A 17,811-nucleotide genomic window follows, 5' to 3' on the forward strand; every position below is an offset into this window, starting at 1 on the left:
ACTACCATACCAACTTCGCACTTACTCCGCTGGGGCCAACCGCAACTTCGACGTCCGAGACCAAGTCGTAGCCGATGATTCCGCCAGCTACGGAGCCGCTGAAGGCGCCCGCAAATGAGAGTGGAATCATCAGTGCTTGGGGACCGTCCTCCCAGGTGCTCCACATGACCCGCATCGCCATGACCGAAACCGCGAAGCCAGCCATTGAACCAGTCAGGGTGCCCGCGAAGTTGGGTGCTAAACCACAATTCTCGGCGGCCAACGAAGGGCCCACCAACATCAATGCCCCTCCGACGCTAACAGTCGCAGCTCCCACCCCTACACCCATGATCAGGTTTTCTCCGCTCGGATTTGCAAAAAGGGCGGCCGTTAAGGCGCCTCCTACGAGTGTGGTGCCTCCAACCACGGCGGTTGTGTACTTGAACTGATGGTATCCAAGTTCATCGTCACATGCTGCTGAAGCGTCGAGTGAGAAGGTTAGGGAAGCGATAAGGGCGATAAACATTGAAATTAAAGTTCTCATGCACCGAGCTACCGCAAGCCGTGTGCCAAAAGTTAAAAAACCTCGAACGTTGGCTTGAGATGCGGTCCTCACCTAGTTATGCTTCACGAGAGTTCTTGCCCAAATAAGTTGGTTCTGAATGCGGGTGGTTGTTTTTTGCGCGAGTGTTGTACGTAAATTGAACAGATGGTGGCAAGGGCGTTGATATGCGAAGATTTCTTTTGGTCGTTTTGGTTCTTTCCTTGAGTTGTGGCGAGGATATTTCAAAGAAGACACCGGTCCCCGAACCCATGGAAGACATGAACACCGCGGACATGAACACCGCGGACATGAATACGCAGGAGGACATGTCTGGGGATTTTGAATCAGACACCGGCACGGACGGTGCTGAAGACATGAGCAATCCGTGCGATTTGGTAGATTGTGGCCAAAACGCAGAGTGCCTAGTGGTAGAGGACCAAGCCATTTGCGAATGTCTGGAAGGTTTTGAATTGGATGGCCAGGATTGTGTGCCGGAGAACGAAGGCCCAACTCTTCAGAATCTTCCTGCGGAAGAGTCCGGCGCAAGGTCGGAGTCGGATTCCTTCACGATCACTGCGACCGACCCCAATCCTAATGACGTCCTCACTTTCGGACTTGTGGATTCGACCTGCCCCTTTGATGTGCAGGTCGTGGCTGCCACCGGTGTGGTGACCTGGAATTGCCCCGCGACAACATTGAGTTGTGGCGTCAATCTACAAGTCAAAGACGATAGTGGTCTGACTGACGTCGAGGCACTCACCATTCACTGTGTTCGGAGCCTGCCCGTCATCAGTTCCACACCGCCTACTATGGTCGATGAGCACGAAACGCTGAGCTACGACGTTCAGTGCCAAGACCCTGAAGGAAGTCCAGTCACCATTTCTAGAGCGGCTGACGATACCTGCGGGGGCATCATTCAGACTAACCGCTACGTCTTTACGCCAGGTGAGACGGATGGAGGAAACGCATGCCTTTTGAAGATTCAATGCTCCAACGGCGAGACGACCGAAACACAGAGTTCCACGTTGAGTATTCAAGAAACGAATGAGCCGCCTTCTCACGTCACGCTACCCACCACCGCATCCGCCCCATGGGGCCGTGCGGGAAGTATCCAACTCGCCGGTGCTGACTCCGATATCCCGCAGCAGAGCCTTGAATTCACTCGATTGAGCTCCACGTGTTCCTACAACGTGGATGTTTCGCTCGGCGGTGCTGTATCGTTTCTCTGCCAGAACTCGACAGGCACGTGTTCTACCCAGATCCGGGTATCGGATGGCCTCAGTGCTGCGACCTCTACGTTGACTACCGCGTGCACAAACGCCGCGCCTTCAGCCTCGAACGTGAGTGTCTCACCAGCACAACCGTCCTCACCCGGAGCCCTGCTGACCTGTTCTTACACCTTTGCGGACCCCGATTCCGACGCCGACCAATCCACTCTTCAATGGTATTTGAACGGGAGTCCCACCGGCGTGACCTCTTCGACCTTCAGTGCGTACGGAGAGGGCGACGAAGTGCAGTGTCGAGTCACGCCAAGTGATGGGATTTCGAGCGGAACCACCCGACTTTCGAACATCGTTGTGGGTCCCCTTCAGCCCTTCGTCAGATTGGGGGAAGCTCATGCGTGCGCTCGTACCGCAGCCGGAGGCGTCAAGTGCTGGGGGAACAATTTCTATGGAAAAGTCGGTGGACCAAACCTATCCGGCAGTTCGTACTATGCGCCGTATACACCCGGAAACCTCACCAGTGGTGTCACGCTGATGGATGTGGGAAACAACTTCTCTTGCGCGGTGCACAACGGGACCCTGAAATGTTGGGGCTCAGCAGGGTACGGTTTGCTCGGTACAGCTCTTCAGGGCGCACAGCCGAACCCTGTCAGCGTGCTTAGCGGCGGAATCACCCAAATCGCTGCCGGAAGTACACACGTCTGTGTGGTTCAGAATGGGGCGGTGAAGTGCTGGGGAGGAAACGCCGAGGGTCAGTCTGGAAACACGTCCACCTATAACGCAACCGAGGGTAACCCGTACCCAACCACGGTTTCCGGCATGACTTCAGGCATCACGAAAGTCGTCGCTGGAAGTAGCCATACCTGCGCCATCAAATCAGGTGCACTCTATTGTTGGGGCAATAACTATCACGGGCAGCTCGGTCTCAGTACGAACTTCCAAACCGATAACATGAACGCTTCGCCCAGCATCGTCAGTGGTATGTCTTCGGGAGTGACCGACGTGGTAGCCGGAGCCCTCCACACTTGCGCAGAACACAACGGCGTCTGGAAGTGCTGGGGCTTTAATCAGTGGTCACAGCTAGGCCGCACGACCACGTCGAACTTCAACTACCTGACTGGGACGGTGGCGGCCGATATGTCCGGCGCGGGCTTGGTACGGGCTGGCGGTGATAACGTGTGCTTCTTGGATTCAGGTTCCTTGAACTGCTGGGGCTCAAACTCTTGGGGGCAGCTGCTATCACCCACTTCCTACGAAACTATCGATTCGGAATTGCTGCTCCCTTCAGGGGTGACGGACGTGGGGATTGGCCGCCAGGCGGTCTGTGCTGTTGAGAATGGCCAGGTTTATTGCTGGGGAAGCGACTACAACGCCATCAGTGGCGGTGGGCAGTCCGTCTCAGCATACTTTCCCAAAACACTCATCAATCTATAGTCTCCAAGAAATCCGAGATATCCTTCCAGTAGACTTTGGAATCCGGCGGGAAATCGTTGTGGTCGCAATCGTACGAGATAAGGCGACCACCGGTAGCGGCGGCCAATTTCTGGGCATGGTGAAAGGGCACAACGGAGTCGTGGGTGCCGTGCATCACAAGGACCGGAATCTTCTGTTCTTCAACCACGCTCAAGGTGTCAAAAGGATCACTCACGAGAAATGCCGGTAGGAAGAACTGAGAAGCAAAAGACGACACGCTGGTAAAGGTGGACTGCAAGATGATTGCTTTCGCCGGCCGATGAAGCAAGAGCTGGCCCACCGCACCACCGCCAAGGGAGCGGCCGTGAAACACTATGCGGTCTTTGTCCACATCTTCTCGTTGAACCAACCAGTCATAGAATTTAATGAAATCTTCGGTAATCGCGTCTTGTGAAGGGTCTCCTGCGGAGCGCCCATAGCCGCGGTATTCAGGTAGCAGCACGTTGAAACCCATCTTGCGATACGGCTCCATTTCATGCGGCCAGTAGTCGATGAGCTCCCCGTTTCCGTGTGCAAGAATCACCGTTGGACGAGCACCTGTGCCTTCTCCCGGCAAGAACCACCCTTCAACTTTGCCCTGCGGTGACTCCACATAAGTCTTCTCTATCCCCGCGACCCCGTAGCCCGGATTTGGAAGTGGTTGAGCGTAGTGTCTGGGAAAGAGCATTGAGCGTTGAAAGAAAGTAATCATGAGGCCATAAAGCAAATAGACGATGAAAAGAGCAAGGGTGATTCGCCGCAAGGAGCGCAGATGCTTTTGAAAATTTCTACCACTCATACGCCTGCCACGGACTTAGGCTATCTTCTGCACAAACATCCAGACCGGGCCCAAGTGTTTGACGTGGGCTTTGGAGATGCGCACGTTTTTTACACCGAAGCCAACGACATGCGAACGACGGCCGCTATGTTATTGGATGTCGACCCAGTTCGACTGGTGCGCTCCCTCGACCCCAAGCATTCTGCACCCTTGCATCAGTACGTCAACGATCGGCCCTATGTGTCCTCATCATTCATGAGCGTGGCGATGGGTCGTGTGTTCTCAACCGCGATTTCGGGAATCTGCAAGATGCGTCCTGAACTCGTTGAAACAGCAATCCCGCTTGAATTCAGTGTGGATGTAGTCTCCGCGCGTGGCGGTGAAGGAGCGATCCGCGGGTTCTTTGAGCCCCTTGGATACACCGTGGAAGTTCAAGGCGTTGTGCTCGACTCAGAGTTAGGCTGGGAGCACTCTTCGCACTATCATTTGAGCTTAAGTCACACGCTGCGTCTAAGTGACGCGCTCTCGCACCTCTTTGTACTCCTGCCCGCTCTGGATGATTCCAAACACTATTATGTGGCGGATGATGAGGTGGAAAAGCTGCTGAGGCACGGTGAAGGCTGGCTAAGCGCACATCCGCAGCATGAAGAGATCACCAGAAGGTATCTGGAGAGACGACGTGTGCTCGTGTTTAAGGCATTGGACCGCCTGGTAAGTGAGGACGAAGAAAGGGACTCGGAGGCGCCCGCAGTGACTCCCGCTGAGGAACGTAGGAAATCACTGCATGACCAGCGACTTGACCGCGTCTTGGAGATCCTCGTGTCTAGCCCTGCGCGTTCGGTTCTCGACCTCGGCTGTGGGGAAGGGAAGCTTCTTCGCCGACTCGTGACCAAGTCTCAGTTTCAGCGCATTCTTGGCCTTGATGTCTCACACAAGAGCCTTGAGATTGCGTCTAGGCGCCTGAGGCTCAATGAGATGTCGAACGAGCGTCAAGATCGGCTTCAGTTGGTTCATGGGTCGCTCCTCTACCGAGACAAGAGACTTGAAGGCTTTGACGCAGCAGCATTGGTCGAGGTTATTGAACATCTCGACGAGGCGAGGTTGTCCACATTGGAGCGAAACGTGTTTGAGTTCTCGCGCCCAGGTACCGTGGTCGTGACTACGCCAAACGTCGAGTACAACGCGGTCTTCGCCGATATGGAGGGGTTCAGGCACTCCGACCATCGGTTCGAATGGACACGGGCTGAGTTTGAGTCATGGGCCAAACGCGTGGCGACGTTCTATGGCTATTCCGTAGAGTTTGAAGGAATCGGCGAGCCCCACGAGGAGTTTGGGGCACCGAGCCAGGCAGCGGTGTTCAGGAGGGATGTATGAAGATTTCGATACCAGATCCATCATTGGTCGTACTTATTGGCCCGTCTGGAGCAGGAAAATCCACCTTCGCTCAGAGGCATTTTGCCCCTACCGAGATTCTTTCGTCGGACCGATTTCGTGGACTGATTTCCGACGACGAAAACAGTATGGAGGCTACGAGTGATGCCTTTGAAGCGCTTCACTTCATGTTGGACAAGCGCCTCAAGAACAGGCGAATGACCGTAGTAGATGCCACAAACGTCCAAGCTCACGCCCGCGAGGAGTTGCTCAGAATTGCCAGGCGCCACGACCTCTTGAGCGTTGCTATCGTCTTCGATTTACCTCAAAAGCTATGTCAGGAACGAAACGACGCGCGCCCAGACCGAGATATGGGTCCTCACGTCATTCGACGCCACCTCGCCGACATGCGGCGTGGGTTTAAGGATATCCGTAGAAGGTTCAAACAAGTCTTCGTTCTGAACTCAGAGGCCGAGGTCAATGCAGTAGAGGTGGAGAGAAGGCCGCTCTTCTCCGATCACCGCGATATGACAGGTCCATTCGATATCATCGGTGATATTCACGGTTGCTATGACGAGCTTCGTGAGCTCGTCCAAGAGCTTGGCTATCAGGTGGAGTTGAACGATACGGACCCGTGGGAAGCCCCCGCCTACGGATATAAGAACATCACCCACCCAGAGGGAAGAACCCTCTTCTTCGTGGGAGATTTTTGTGACCGCGGTCCTGCTACTCCGGAAGTTTTCCGATTTGCCATGGCGGCAGTTAATGCTTTCGGGGCACGCGCCGTGCCGGGTAATCACGACGTAAAGCTTGCCAATGCACTCAGAGGTAAACGCGTGAAGACCGCGCATGGCCTTGCGCTCTCGCTTGAGCAGTTGGCAGAAGTTCCTGAGTCGTTCAAGCAGGATATCATTGAATGGGTGGATAGTCTGGTTTCGCATCAAGTCCTGGATTCGGGCCGACTCTGCGTGGCTCACGCTGGAATGCGTGAGGACTACCAGATGCGCGCTTCGGGTCGCGTTCGAACCTTCGCACTCTATGGGGATACCACCGGCGAAGTTGATGACTTAGGGATGCCTGTGCGCCTCGACTGGGCCTCCGAGTACGAAGGCAAAGCTCTCGTCGTGTTTGGCCATACCGCGATGGCACGTCCACGTTGGATGAATAACAGCGTTTGTATTGATACGGGGTGTGTCTTCGGGGGCGCTCTGAGCGCGCTAAAGTATCCAGAGCGTGAAATCATCAGTGTGCCGGCGAAGCAAGTCTGGGCTGAACCCGTGAGACCTCTTGGCCAGCCGATGAACCCTGAAGACGACGGCGTGCTCGATATCGAGCGATTTTCCGGACGAATCGGAATCGAAACATCGCTGATGAATCGGGTCTCCATCGCGGCCGAGAACACGAACGCGGCCATGGAAGTGATGAGTCGATTCGCCATCGATCCACGCTGGCTTGTCTACCTTCCTCCCACCATGTCCCCATGTAAGACCTCGGAGACAGAGCTTCTAGAAGCGCCGCGCGAAGCTTTTGATGAATTTGAGTCTTGGGGCGTAAAGACCGTGATCTGCCAGGAAAAGCACATGGGCTCGAGGGCCGTGCTCGTGTTGTGTCGAACGCTCGAAGTTTCAAAAGAGCGTTTCGATGGCATTAACCTTGGGGTGATCTACACGCGAAGTGGACGGCCGTTTTTCGAACGTGACCTCGAGGCAAGGCTCGTCAAGCGCGTGGTTGATGCCCTTGAAAAAAGCGGTATCTGGGATGAGTTGGGTGCTAAGGTCTTAGTATTGGACGCTGAGCTCATGCCTTGGAGTGCTAAAGCAGTGGAGTTGATTCGCGGTCAGTACGCCAGGGTAGGGGCGGCGGCCGAAGCGAGTCTCAAGAGTGCACTAGAGGCGGTGAAAGCGGCAATAGCACGCGGAATCGACCCAGGCGTTCAGCCACAATTGGAGCGACGCATCGAAGACGTTGAAAAGTATCGTCGTGCCTATCGTGCCTACACATGGGCCATAAACTCAGACGACGACTATCGCATCGCTGCGTTTCACTTCCTCGCCTCCGACACACAGGTCTTCACCAACAATGACCATCTTTGGCATATGGCCATGGCGGAGAAGCTGGCCAGCACCCAAGATCCTGTCTTGATGGCAACCCAATGGCGGAGTGTGGATTTGGACAACCCCGAGTCGCGTACCGAGGCGGAATCTTGGTGGAAGTCCATGACAGGCGCAGGAGGTGAGGGCATGGTGGTCAAGCCTCTCGACTTCGTTCACTTGCAAGCGGGCAAGGTTCAGCAACCAGCCATCAAGGTGCGTGGGCCCGAGTATCTGCGCATCATCTACGGGCCAGCCTACCTTGAGGAAGGAAATCTAAACAGACTTCGAAAGAGGGGGCTTGGGCGAAAAAGAGGCCTTGCACTTCGGGAGTTTGCACTCGGGATGGAGGGTCTTGAGCGTTTTGCTCGAGGTGACTCATTGGTGCGAGTGCACGAATGTGCATTTGGTGTTCTGGCACTCGAAAGTGAGCCTGTGGACCCGAGACTCTAGTTTCTCGGTTCGAGTCCGCGCTCGCGTCTCAATTCGTCTTCGATCGGGTTGTAGTAGTCCTCGGCTTTCACAAAGACGCCCTGAAGTCCTTTTCCGCCTGTCTTTGCACGGAAGACATCCGCGAATACTCCAGCTTCTAGAACCTCAAAGAGCCCTGTTTTTTCCACCCGTTCGAGGAGTTCAGTGGCTTCTTCCAAAACGCTCTGGGCGCGGGTCTGAATCATGCCGCCGGGCTTGTACTGGATCTCGTCTCCTAAAGCGCGCATGTTGTTCATGACGTACTGTGCATTTTCCAGCGCAAGATATCGATCACCCATATGAGGCGTGTGCATCGCTTCGGTCATCATGCCCAAGAGCTGAATGCCCTGTTTGGTCCAAACCCCGATCATATTGAAGAGTGCATCCTGGATATGTCCTTTAAAGATGTTTCCAGTCATGTGTTTGGTGGGCGGCATATATTTGAGAGGGGCGTTCGGGAAAATCTCACGGGCCATCTGGGCCTGCGCGAGCTCCATGAGAAATCCGTTCTCGATCTCGGGATTCATCTCCATGGCGTGACCGAGCCCCATCTGTTCTTCGGGGAGACCACTTCGAAGCGCAAACTGCTCGTTGATAAATTGGCTCGCGAGCACCGTATATGCAGCCTCCACAGCATCCGCAGTGGTCAGGTAGTTGTCCTCGCCGGTATTGATGACGATTCCCGCGCTCGCGTTGATAAGACGGCTGAAATACTGGTCGACAAACGTACGTTGCGGATTGATATCCCTGAAAAGAATGCCGTAGAGCGCGTCATTGAGCATGACGTCGAGCCGCTCCATAGCGCCCATAGCCGCGATCTCCGGCATGCAGAGCCCGCTACAATAGTTGCAGAGACGGATGTACCGCCCTAGCTCTTCTCCCACTTCATCGAGCTTCTCGCGAACGATTCTGAAGTTTGCTTGAGTGGCATAGGTGCCACCAAAGCCTTCTGTGGTAGGGCCATAGGGCACGTAGTCGAGTAGGCTTTGCCCTGTAGAGCGAATCACCGCGATGATATCAGCGCCCGCGCGAGCAGCCGTGGCCGCTTGCACTGCGTCTTCATAAATATTGCCGGTGGCCACGATCACATAGTGAAGAGGTTCCGGTCTCGGTTGGCTTGCAGCGATCAATGCACTTCGTTTGGCCGCGTTTCCAGCGATAGTGGCCGCGGCCTCGCGTGCCAGTTTTGCTCCGAGTTCGTGAACGGCATCATCAGCCTCGTCCGGAATCTCGCTCAATTTGAGGCTTCCTGATGCGACCAGCTCCGCCACATCTTGTGCACTTCGCCCGGTATGAATCATGCCGCGGACAAGAGTGTGCATGATGCCACGCTCAAGGACTCCCGCTTCACGAGCGGCGTCCACGAGACGGTTGGGCAGCGGAATATCATCTTCATCTACACCGTCTACGCCGACGAGACGAAGGACCGTTCGCTCAATCGCCACGGTGGAGCGCTCAGAGATGAACGTGTCCATGTCCTGAGCAATTAGGCCCGCAGCGTGCCGCGCACGTTCGATTAAATTTGGATCAAGTCCCAGAAGAGACATCTTTACCTCAGAGGCTCTGGACGTTGGGGTGTTCCCCTTTGATGGCGTGTCGCGCGTCGAAAACAAGGCGCGAATGTTTGATGACGAAGTCGTAGTCGACGTCACGGTGGTTGGTCACCACGATCACAGCGTGAGAAGCCTCAAGAGCTTCCTTGGTCAAAGCGACCGACTTCGCCTTGATGCCATGGTCGTCGACATGGTCCACAAACGGGTCGTGATAGCGCACATCTGCGCCCCATTCTGTGTGGAGCAATTGCCATACATCCAGTGCCGGAGACTCACGGACGTCATTGATATTGGGCTTGTAGGCCATGCCGAGGAGAAGGATTTTGGCGCCTTTGAGCGCGACTCCTCGCTCGTTGAGTGCCCGCACGAGCTTGTTGACCAGGAATCGTGGCATATTGCCATTGATATCGGTCGCAAGCTCGATGAAGCGGTTGTAGAAGCCGTAACTCTTGGCTTTCCAGCTAAGGTACGTGGGGTCGAGCGGAATACAGTGGCCGCCGATTCCAGGGCCCGGGAAGAATGGCATATATCCGAAGGGCTTGGTGGCCGCAGCTTCGATGACATCCCACGTATAGATCCCCATGCGGTCCGCCATCATCGCCATCTCGTTGACCAATGCGATGTTCACGGCGCGGAAGGTGTTTTCCAACAACTTGACCATCTCTGCTTCGCGAGCGCCGCGCACAGCATGCACGTGGTCGACCACCTGCGAGTAGAATTTCTCCACCAACTCGGTGCTTTTAGGCGTGACTCCGCCCACCACTTTCGGGGTGTTCTTCAAGCCGTAGTGCGCGTTTCCGGGGTCCACGCGCTCTGGACTGAACGCCACAAAAAGGTTCTTGTCCAAGACAAGGTCTTCCGAGGCCAATTCTTGGGCCACGAGCTCCTCGGTGGTTCCGGGATACGTGGTCGATTCCAAGATCACGAGCACACCGGATTTCTTCAGATGGGGGCGCATCGCTTCCACGGAAGCCTGAATGTACGAGACGTCTGGGTCGCGCGTCTTTCTCAACGGTGTTGGAACGCAGATAGAGATAACGTCGGCGTCCTTCAGGTCTTCGTACGACGCCGTCGCTCGATAACGCCCGGTGTCTACGAGCTCTTTAACGTCTGCGTCAGAAACATCGATGATATGGCTTTCACCGCGATTTAGGCCCGCCACCTTCTCAGGATCTACGTCGAGCCCGATACAATGAAATCCGGATTTGATGACTTCCACAGCCAGCGGTAGCCCGACGTATCCCTGCCCGATCACGGCCACGGTCAAGGATTTCGAGTTCAATGCTTCAAGTAGGTTCTTCGACATTCCCATCTCCAATGAATTTGCGTGGAATAGCTACACCACACTCCCCTTGTGTACAAGCAGGCTCCGTTTGCTTGGAATTCTTCTCAAAAAAATTAACTTTTTTCGCAACATTTTCGAATTTTGTCCGAAAATAAGAATACGGGCCCAAGTTTTGGGCGCCGTAACTTTGATTACAACCAACTAAACCCGATTAAGGGGGATAGAATGATAAAGCTAACGCCCAAAATGGCGAAGCCGCACGAGGCATGGTGCCTCAACATCGCATTGCAGGTGTGCGGCGAAGTCAGAAAACACGAATCCTTTCGCCAACACCGGACAGTGGACGCGATACTCCATATGCCGAATCCAGTGGCCCATTGGGGACCATTGGCAGGTCTTTTGTGCAGACGAGACGTACTGGTTGAGCATTTTTCGAACTCAGTGAGTTTGTCCGATTTAGGATCCTGTCGCGAGAAGATCGGCTATGCGTCGTACCGGTACTTCACAACACGGATAAAGAATCGGACAGAGCTCCACCCATCCATGGTGATCTTGTCTCACCGCACGCCTGAACGTGTTCTTAAAGAACCCAACATGTTTGAAAAGACAACAAATAAAGGAATTTGGAGGTGGGGATCGGTGGAATGCGGCCCTATCTTCATCGTCGCCACCACGGCTCTGGAGGATACCCCTGAGTTTGAGTGGATGAAGATGACCACTCGCCTGCCCCAAACTCCAGGAGAGTTTGATAAGGCGGCGAGATTGATAAGTGAAAACATAAACGATAAAATAAAACCCGAAGATTTGGAGAAGACCATGTTTGATTTCATGTATGTAGATGGGGTGAACGTTCTAACGTACGCCGAAGAGCAAAAGAAGGCCGCCGAAGAGCAAAAGAAGGCCGCCGAAGAGCAAAAGAAGGCCGCCGAAGAGCAGAAGAGGTTTGCGCAAGAAGTTCTTCGCGAACTTCAGGAGCAGAAAAAGCTCAATGAGGAGGCGAGGCGAGAAATCGAAGCACTTAAGGCTCAGATGAACGGGGGCGTCGCCTCCGACGACTGAGTCGGGCTACGCCATCCCCGAACGAATTTCTAGTAGGAAAAAATACCGATTCATTGCTACCTTATCGGTATCAAAGGAGGTCCAATGTCTTGGTATAATTTGCCCCCTCGGCGCGATGAGGGGGACGACCGCTCTATCGATGAAATCCAAATTCGAGCCACGGAGCCACATCCAGCTCCTACCGACGGCGCCCTCGGCCAGGCGTGGGAGATGGTCAAGGAAAAGCCCTTCGAGACCATACTGCTCTCCTTTGGAATGATCATTTTCGGCCAAGGTGGCGGGTGTAACAATGTGGGCAATTTGGGTGAGCTCATCCCCACAGGTGATACCGACACTTCCGATACCTGGGGCGATGATTACGGTGATTCTTACGACGACGGCTCCAGTTTTGGAGAGGGGACTCAGGACTACGAGAGTTGGGATCCCGCAACTGAGCTCCTTGGAACCTTCGATCCGGCAAGCATTGATCTGGTCAATCTCCCGTTCTCACTAGGAGTGCTCACCGATACTGCATGGCTCGGGATCGGCCTTGCCGCGGTGCTTTTCATCGTGGCCTTGGGGCTCTTGATGTGGGTGCTCCGCACGGCCATTGAGGCGGGCTCTGTAGTGTTCTGGCTGCGCTATGTACGCGGCCAAGACGCAACACTGAATCACACCATACAGGCCAAGAAGTTCATTCTGCCGCTGCTCGTCACGAATATCCTCTACGGCATAGCCATCGGTCTGGGCTTCCTCGCTCTGGTCATCCCGGCGGTGATCATCGCGATAGGTCTCTATTTCGTTTCCTATGTCGTGATCGATAAAAACCTGACCTATCTCGACGGCCTCAAAGCTAGTTGGCGTCTTACCGACGGCTACAAATTCGATATTTTCATATTTGCGATTTTGTCGGGCTTCTTGAACATGGGCGGTATGCTTCTGTGTTGTGTCGGTATGTTTGTGACGAACGCGATCGTGATGGGAGCCACGGCCATCATTTATAACCGGCTCGCAGAGCCCGGAAATGCCTATATGCCGCATTCTGATATATTGAGCGCGTTTGACTGAACCTTGAGCTTCGGAGCTGTAGCGGGCCCATGGATTTTCGAATTCAATTTTTCATTCTAAGTGCGATTTTGCTGGTCGGCTGCGTCGATCCTGAAGCGCGTCCTTACGAAGAGTACGTCGAGGACTACGAACGCCTGCAAAATGGCGAAACTTTGAACAACCAATCGACAAACAACCAGTCGAATGGAAGTACAAATCAGAATACCTCGAACCAGACCAACAACGCCTCGAACAACACCTATCCTTGCTCGCCGGATGGTGGCGCGTCTATCGACATCACGATTCGCAATGCTACTGAGTATCCGGCAGATCTCTTCTGGGTCTCGTTTGACTGCGAAGAGCTACAGTATGGGACGCTCTTTCCCGACCAGGTTCGGTCTCAGCAGACCTTCGTGGGGCACGTCTGGATTTTGAAAATCATCAATACCACCCTCGCATGGGGCGTGGTGGAAGAGGGCACGACTGAGCTTGTTTTGGGGGAAGAGTGAGATCTTTTTGGGTTGTACTTGTTGGTCTCTTGGCGAGTGGCTGTTGGAGCGTAGTGACGCCTCAGGCGTCCAAAGCCGATAAGCTTCTAGCGCAAGGAAAGCTCCAAGAGGCAGACGAAGCCTACGCAATGGCAGCGCAGGCCGAGCTTGCTCAGGACGAATGGGACTACATTTTTGAGCAGCGATGCAAAGCGCGAACTGAGATCCTCCAGGACGCCATGAAGACCTTGCGAAGCACTCAGCCGAGTACCGAAGAGGTGGAGAAATGGCAGGAATATTCAAGGCGCTGTCCGTCGTACGTGGAGTTCTACGCAGAGCTTACGGACATGATGATTGCGGCCGCCGAGCGGCAGTTTGCCACTGACGTGGACCCAAAAGTGGCACAAGGCGATCTCTACGGCGCGCTCAAAGCGGCCGAGCCCCTCACACGCCTGATTCCGGAGGGTGGGGCGCGCGCGAAGATGCTCGAGGACCTTCGTGATCGTTATGCAGCTGACTTGGCTCAAAAGTCCGGCGCGCTCGAGACCACTTATCCCACGACAAAATCAGTCCTCGACTGGATGGGCTCTTGGTCGAGCCTCTACGACGGACAGATTGATCGCGGTCCAACAGAGCGGTTTATGAGCGTGGCACAAGCCAACTCGGCTGCCGCCGCCATCGAAGGTGATTGTGCAGCCATCGCGATCGCGCCACTCAAAGAGGTAGGTTCGAGTACAGGCTACGAGATCGTCGGTCTAAAGGTCTCAGATTGCACTAAAACCGTCAGTGTTAGAGAGGGAATCGAGGAGTACATCGAGTACATTCCCAAGGTAGTGACACGGCAGGTTGAGCGGGAGGTTGTGGTTCCGGTGTCAGTCCCGAGCACCACAAACTACGTCAAATGTTACTCGAGCGGAAACTGCTATACCACCTCTTCTTACACTACCTACTCCACTCGCTATGAGACTCAGAGGTATACCGAAACCATCACTGAGACGATTCAGGAGCCGCACCAAAGGCAACGGCCGGCCCTCTTTGCAGCGGCGCGGCGCAAGGCCCGTGTCGATTTTGAGGTGCGCTCGCCCGATGGGGCACAATTCGTGTCGTTTGAGGTGAACGTGTCGAACGAATCGAGCCCGTTTCCTATGACGACGGATCGTGCTCTCGTTCAAGGATTTGATACGGACTCGGTTGTAAATGAGGCCATGCTCGCTGAGGTCGAGGCCAAGATCCGAGAGGAAGCTCATGGCGCCGCCTATGCCCTTCGGCAAGAGACAATCGCCAGACTCTGGGAGGCGCAAGTCAGCACCAACCCCAAACAAGCTACAGAGTATGCACTCATGCTTTGGATTTCCGGGGATGATACTGCCGAGGTGATTTCATACCTTGATGCCGCGCTCCCGATGCCGATCTCAAGGTTTCCCATCGCCGAGGATCACCGCGTCCCTCGCTACACATGGGCACCTTCAGAAATCAAAGATAACTACTTCGTATTCGATGCGAGCAATCGTTACTGGGAGGGGGTCGTGTCCACAGGATATCCGATCTTCTCAGCTGGTATCATGGGAGCCTATCGCTCTCCCGAAACCTTCGTTGGCCAGCCCGAGCGCGGTAGCGCTCAAGCCGACTTCTTTACCCGTTTGAGGTGGACCTTCAGCTCCGACGACCATCACAAGGGGTTCGGGCTTATGCTAGGCTACGACACCACCTTCAGCATCGGAACGAGACTCGGCGAGGACTATCAAAGGCTTCAAGAACTGCCGATCTACGTGGACGAGGAAAACTATAAAGAGCTCGGAACCACGTTTGGCATGGACCTCGCCGTTGCATCGATGGTGGGCTATCGCTCTCGATTCTTTGGGATCTTTGCTGGAGTGCGCCCCACGTACACCTCGTTCAAGATCGGGCACTTCTTTTCGGAAGGCGGCACGATTCCGCTGACGGGCAGACTCGAAATCCGAGTTCGCGAGCGTTATCCCGTGATCGCAGAGGCCTGGTGGGGGGACTTAAACGGCTCCACGTCGCTTGGCGAGTTCGGGCAGGCAGGGGCTTTCCTCGATTGGCCCATCGGCCCCATAGGGTGGCTGAGGCTCGGCGCCACACAACACGTCCTACCAGCTGAGTTTTTCGGCCTCTTCGAGACCGACGACATCTACGTACCCAGCGCTAAGACCCTCACTGGGTCAGTCGGCTTCACACTAAATCTCTAGAGTTTCGTAGTCTCTCGTTGGTTAGTCTTGCGTTTGGAGACTGACCGGGATAGGCAATCGAAAACCTGAACCTGGATTGAAACAATGCCCATTAAAGCTGCAAACAACATCCTTGAACTCATCGGAAACACGCCTCTTGTGAAGTGCCACAAGATTGCGGCACACGTAAAAGCTGATATTTATCTGAAGCTTGAGTACTTGAACCCTGGCTCGAGCGTCAAAGACCGACCGGCGCTCCAGATCATCCGTGACGCGGAAGAATCGGGTCTCCTAAAGCCAGGCGGGACCATCGTTGAGGCCACCAGTGGAAACACCGGTATGGGCCTTGCGCTCGCCGCCGCGAACCTCGGGTATAAGTGTATATTCGTGATGCCCGACAAGATGAGCGAAGAGAAAATCCGCTCGCTTCGTGCGGTTGGCGCGCGCGTGGTGGTCTGCCCAACAGCTGTTGAGCCCGACGATCCGCGCTCCTACTACAAGGTAGCCGAGCGCCTCAGCATCGAGACCCCAAACGCTTTCCTCGCGAATCAATACCACAACGCTTCCAACCCCAAGGCGCACGTGCACAGCACCGGCCCCGAGCTTTGGGAGCAGACGGACGGCGAGATCGACGTGTTTGTGTCTTCGATGGGGACTGGCGGTACGATCAGTGGAACGGGGCGCTACTTGAAAGAGAAGAACCCTGACGTGCAGATTGTGGGTGTGGACCCGATCGGGTCCATCTACTACGACTACTTCAAAACTGGTCGCATGACCGAAGCCCACACCTACCTTGTAGAAGGGTTCGGCGAGGACTTCTTGCCCTCGACCATGCATTTCGACGTGGTTGACGAGGTGATTCGTGTGAGCGACCGAGAGTGTTTCGAGTACACGAGACGCCTCGTTCGCGAAGAAGGAATCCTAACCGGTGGCTCGTCGGGCGGCGCACTTTGCGCAGCGATCAAGTACGCTGAGCGCATGGACAAGCACATGAATATCGTTGTGATCATGTGCGACTCCTTCTCACGCTATATGTCCAAGATTTTTGACGACGAGTGGATGCGTGAGAATGGCTTGCTTGGACCCGATCCTAACTCGGATCGAGTCTCCGATATTCTGAACACCGTGGGGGCGCACAAGCGCGCTGTGATTACGGCTCGCCCTCAAGAGAAGCTCACCGAAGTCATCGAGAAGATGAAGAAGCACGGGATTTCCCAGCTTCCGATGTTGGACGGCGACAAGGTTGTGGGAATCGTAGCTGAGAACGATGTGTTGAACTACTTGCTCACCGCTGACAAAGAAGGTGGCGTAGCGGCAGACGTGGCAGAACCGAATTTTGCCGTCGTTGATCCGTCTACCTCTGTGAGCATCGTGGGTCAGTTCTTTAAGCAGAACAAAGTCGTCGTGGTTTACGATGACACCAAGCTCACGGGTATTTTAACCAAGATCGACTTCATCGATCATGTGAGCCGGAAAATCGCATGAGATTATTGTTACTCGCTCTCTCTTTTCTTCTCATCTCGACGGAGATCTCGGCTCAAACAAACTTGCGTTTGGTTGTTTCGGATCCGAGCGAGTTGAGCGAGGGAAAGTCCCCGAAGCGCCAGGCCCATCTGAATCAGATGGTGCTCGAAGCGTTGCAGAAACGTACTGAAGCTGCGGGGATGAGGGGCACTCAGGTGACCAAGGCGGGTAGCGATCTCAAGATTTCAGTTCCGAAGAAGTGGAAACGCTCATTCATCGATCCGATCGTCTTGGCACCAGGTCGCCTTGAGGTTCGGGCTTTGAGCCCGATGGCCGTTGATTGGGTCCAAAATGCGTCCCAACTGCCGGCTGGGGTTGAGCTTCGGGGAGCTGCCGAGCCATTCCTCTGGAGTGCCGACCGCCGGCTCCTCGACCAAGTCGCCGAAAAGTTTTCGACTCCCACAGAAATGGTGGTGGTCGCGAAGCATCCCGAAGGCTGGAGAACCTACTCAGGTACTCAGGTTCTGGGGCGTGAAGCCGACATTGATGTGGCCAAATCGGACCGTAGTCCGAACGGCGGCGCATTTATTTCGATAAGATTCCGCACTTCGATGGTGGATCGTCTTGCGACTCCGGCTTTTTTGGATGTAAAAACATGGCTGGTCATTTTGGACGGTGAAGTCTTGGGACTTGTATCTTCCACTGCGTTGGCGACGGGCTCAATTGAATTGAGCGCGCCGGTCTCATTGCCCTCCGACGGGCAACGTCAGTGGGTTTCACAGGTTGCAGGCCGGCTCGCCGCTCCTCTTCCTATTCCTGTTGCCATTCTTCCGGAGTGA

The 17,811-nt window shown here is 54.8% G+C and carries 14 protein-coding genes; 9 read left to right on the forward strand and 5 right to left on the reverse strand.

Annotated elements, in window-relative coordinates:
• Position 1 precedes the first annotated feature (1 nt).
• Positions 2-505 carry a hypothetical protein gene (locus FRD01_RS18230; RefSeq protein WP_146962243.1) on the reverse strand — a complete coding sequence of 168 codons (504 nt, stop codon included), beginning with the start codon at positions 503-505 and terminating at the stop codon, positions 2-4.
• Positions 506-708: 203 nt separating this feature from the next.
• Between FRD01_RS18230 and FRD01_RS18235 the strand changes: the two genes are divergently transcribed.
• A complete protein-coding gene (locus FRD01_RS18235; RefSeq protein WP_146962246.1) occupies positions 709-3,180 on the forward strand; it encodes an RCC1 domain-containing protein in 2,472 nt (823 codons plus the stop codon).
• On the opposite strand, the gene FRD01_RS18240 is transcribed toward FRD01_RS18235, so the two are convergent.
• Positions 3,170-3,997: an alpha/beta hydrolase gene (locus FRD01_RS18240; RefSeq protein WP_146962249.1), complete on the reverse strand. Its 828-nt coding sequence runs from the start codon at positions 3,995-3,997 to the stop codon at positions 3,170-3,172. The two genes, FRD01_RS18235 and FRD01_RS18240, sit on opposite strands and share 11 nt — an antisense overlap.
• On the opposite strand from FRD01_RS18240, the gene FRD01_RS18245 reads away from it, so the two are divergent.
• Together FRD01_RS18245 and FRD01_RS18250 are read left to right on the forward strand one after the other, a co-directional pair.
• Positions 3,971-5,350 carry a 3' terminal RNA ribose 2'-O-methyltransferase Hen1 gene (locus FRD01_RS18245; protein ID WP_146962252.1) on the forward strand — a complete coding sequence of 460 codons (1,380 nt, stop codon included), beginning with the start codon at positions 3,971-3,973 and terminating at the stop codon, positions 5,348-5,350. The two genes, FRD01_RS18240 and FRD01_RS18245, sit on opposite strands and share 27 nt — an antisense overlap.
• A complete protein-coding gene (locus FRD01_RS18250) occupies positions 5,347-7,890 on the forward strand; it encodes a polynucleotide kinase-phosphatase (protein WP_146962255.1) in 2,544 nt (847 codons plus the stop codon). Before FRD01_RS18245 ends, FRD01_RS18250 begins: the two co-directional genes overlap by 4 nt.
• Here FRD01_RS18250 and kamD read toward each other — a convergent pair.
• From kamD to FRD01_RS18265, 3 genes are all read right to left on the reverse strand, one after another.
• Entirely contained in the window at positions 7,887-9,455 is a 1,569-nt protein-coding gene (kamD, locus tag FRD01_RS18255) for a lysine 5,6-aminomutase subunit alpha (RefSeq protein WP_146962257.1), read from the reverse strand. The two genes, FRD01_RS18250 and kamD, sit on opposite strands and share 4 nt — an antisense overlap.
• A 7-nt stretch (positions 9,456-9,462) precedes the next feature.
• On the reverse strand, positions 9,463-10,767 hold the full coding sequence (locus tag FRD01_RS18260) for a nucleotide sugar dehydrogenase (protein WP_249755728.1): 1,305 nt from the start codon (positions 10,765-10,767) through the stop codon (positions 9,463-9,465).
• A 213-nt stretch (positions 10,768-10,980) separates the two neighbouring features.
• Positions 10,981-11,175, reverse strand: a complete 195-nt coding sequence (locus tag FRD01_RS18265) for a hypothetical protein (protein WP_146962261.1) — start codon at positions 11,173-11,175, stop codon at positions 10,981-10,983.
• Positions 11,176-11,385: 210 nt separating this feature from the next.
• On the opposite strand from FRD01_RS18265, the gene FRD01_RS18270 reads away from it, so the two are divergent.
• From FRD01_RS18270 to FRD01_RS18295, 6 genes are all read left to right on the forward strand, one after another.
• Positions 11,386-11,805 carry a hypothetical protein gene (locus tag FRD01_RS18270; RefSeq protein ID WP_146962264.1) on the forward strand — a complete coding sequence of 140 codons (420 nt, stop codon included), beginning with the start codon at positions 11,386-11,388 and terminating at the stop codon, positions 11,803-11,805.
• Positions 11,806-11,889: 84 nt separating this feature from the next.
• Positions 11,890-12,852, forward strand: a complete 963-nt coding sequence (locus FRD01_RS18275) for a YciC family protein (protein WP_146962267.1) — start codon at positions 11,890-11,892, stop codon at positions 12,850-12,852.
• A gap of 29 nt (positions 12,853-12,881) precedes the next feature.
• The gene (locus FRD01_RS18280) at positions 12,882-13,340 is read left to right on the forward strand and encodes a VHL beta domain-containing protein (RefSeq protein ID WP_146962270.1); all 459 of its coding nucleotides are present in this window, start codon (positions 12,882-12,884) and stop codon (positions 13,338-13,340) included.
• Positions 13,337-15,529: a hypothetical protein gene (locus tag FRD01_RS18285; RefSeq protein WP_146962273.1), complete on the forward strand. Its 2,193-nt coding sequence runs from the start codon at positions 13,337-13,339 to the stop codon at positions 15,527-15,529. Before FRD01_RS18280 ends, FRD01_RS18285 begins: the two co-directional genes overlap by 4 nt.
• An 84-nt stretch (positions 15,530-15,613) precedes the next feature.
• A complete protein-coding gene (locus tag FRD01_RS18290; RefSeq protein ID WP_146962275.1) occupies positions 15,614-16,993 on the forward strand; it encodes a cystathionine beta-synthase in 1,380 nt (459 codons plus the stop codon).
• Positions 16,990-17,811 (forward strand): hypothetical protein, encoded by an 822-nt coding sequence (locus tag FRD01_RS18295; protein ID WP_146962278.1) that lies wholly within the window; start codon positions 16,990-16,992, stop codon positions 17,809-17,811. Before FRD01_RS18290 ends, FRD01_RS18295 begins: the two co-directional genes overlap by 4 nt.

It is taken from the genome of Microvenator marinus, assembly GCF_007993755.1.
In the GTDB taxonomy this organism is placed as follows: domain Bacteria; phylum Myxococcota_A; class Bradymonadia; order Bradymonadales; family Bradymonadaceae; genus Allomicrovenator; species Allomicrovenator marinus.